2 protein-coding genes are annotated in these 1,533 nt (G+C 22.4%); both read right to left on the reverse strand.

The annotated features are described in order from the left end of the window. Positions 1 to 8: 8 nt before the first annotated feature. Positions 9 to 506, reverse strand: coding sequence for a TspO/MBR family protein (locus GBZ86_RS15780; protein WP_152892238.1), 498 nt, complete (start codon positions 504 to 506; stop codon positions 9 to 11). A 46-nt stretch (positions 507 to 552) separates the two neighbouring features. After that, on the reverse strand, positions 553 to 1,533 hold a 981-nt coding region (locus tag GBZ86_RS15785), incomplete at its 5' end, for a sensor histidine kinase (RefSeq protein ID WP_170272298.1).

A 1,533-nucleotide genomic window follows, 5' to 3' on the forward strand; every position in this document is an offset into this window, starting at 1 on the left:
TTATAATATTACATCTCATTTAACATCCAAATAAAATAATTTAAAACTCCTGCAAAAGTTACCCAAATAGCATATGGAACCATCAAAATTGCTGAAATTTTATCTAATTTAATAAATTTAAAAATAGTAATTATTATAAATAAAAATAATAAAATTAATTCTATAAATGCTAAACCATATAATTTAAAATTAAAAAATATGATAGACCATAAAAAATTTAAGCTTAATTGAATACTATAAAAGGTTAATCCTCTATTAGTTTTAAATCCTGCTTTATTTTTTAAATAAATTCTATAAGACGCTATTCCCATTAAAATATATAATATAGGCCAAACGATAGGAAAAACTACTGATGGTGGTGCAAAAACAGGTTTATTTAAAACTTCATATTGAACTACAGAAGTATTGATAATTTGACTAATAATAAATGATCCACCTAGAGGTATTAATAAATTTATTATTAAATCACCTAAATTAAATTTACCATCAACTTTAAAAATATTCATAAAATTCACCTCTATAAATTATACGAAATTTTTTAATAAATTATACTTAAATTGTTATATCTGAAAATTCAATATCTACCTTTTCCATTATTTCATTTAAAGATGAAATATATAAATCAGAACTTTCTTCTTCATTAAATATTCGCACATCATTATAAGTAATTATAAATTTATTACCTTTTTCATTTCCTACCTCTACAGTTAAAGTTCCACCTTGAAGTTCCATTAATGATTTACTTATATACAAGCCTAAACCACTTCCTTCTTGTGTCCTATTAAAAGCCATATTGTTTTTCGAAAATTTTTCAAACATATATTGTTGCTCTTCTTCACTTATAATCTGTCCATTATTTTCTATAACAATTAATATGTTATTATCTTTAATAATTATATTTATTAATATTTCTCCACCTATTTTCCCATATTTAACAGAATTAGATAGTATATTCAAAACAATTCTTTCTAAAAAGCCTTTATCTAATTCTATAAATATTTCTTCTCTTTCTGCATCAAAGATTAATTCTATACCTGCCTTTTTTATATGCTTATTAGCTGCTTGAGCAATATTTTCTACTATTTCAACCACATTAAAAACATGTAAATCTGGAGATATAAACCCCTCTGATATCTTATTCGCATCAATAAAATTGTTTATAGTTCTTATTAACCTTAAGCAATTTTGTTTAACCATTTTATTATTTTTGCAAACTCCATTAATATTACATTCTGATATATATATATCATTAAGTTGTAATGCTGAAAATATAACATTAATAGGCGTTCTTAACTCATGGGATATATTTGAAAAGAAATCTCTTTTAACATATTCTTCTTGAAAATGCTTTTCTAAATAACTATTTACTTTTCTAGTTCTATTAATTAATGTAACATCTCTTATTAAAATTAATTTTGATTTTTTTTCAAAGGGTAATAAATAAATTTCTACATCTATAAATCTTCCTGTAGAAGATTTTAAAACAGCTTGTCTATAATACTGGTTATCACAATTTTTTTTACTATCAGTTTC

The sequence above is a fragment of the Clostridium tarantellae genome, assembly GCF_009295725.1.
Lineage (GTDB): Bacteria > Bacillota > Clostridia > Clostridiales > Clostridiaceae > Sarcina > Sarcina tarantellae.

Coding starts and splice junctions, on each gene's coding strand:
- GBZ86_RS15780 (WP_152892238.1), bottom strand. CDS start 506: ATGAATATTTTTAAAGTTGATGGTAAATTTAATTTAGGTGATTTAATA.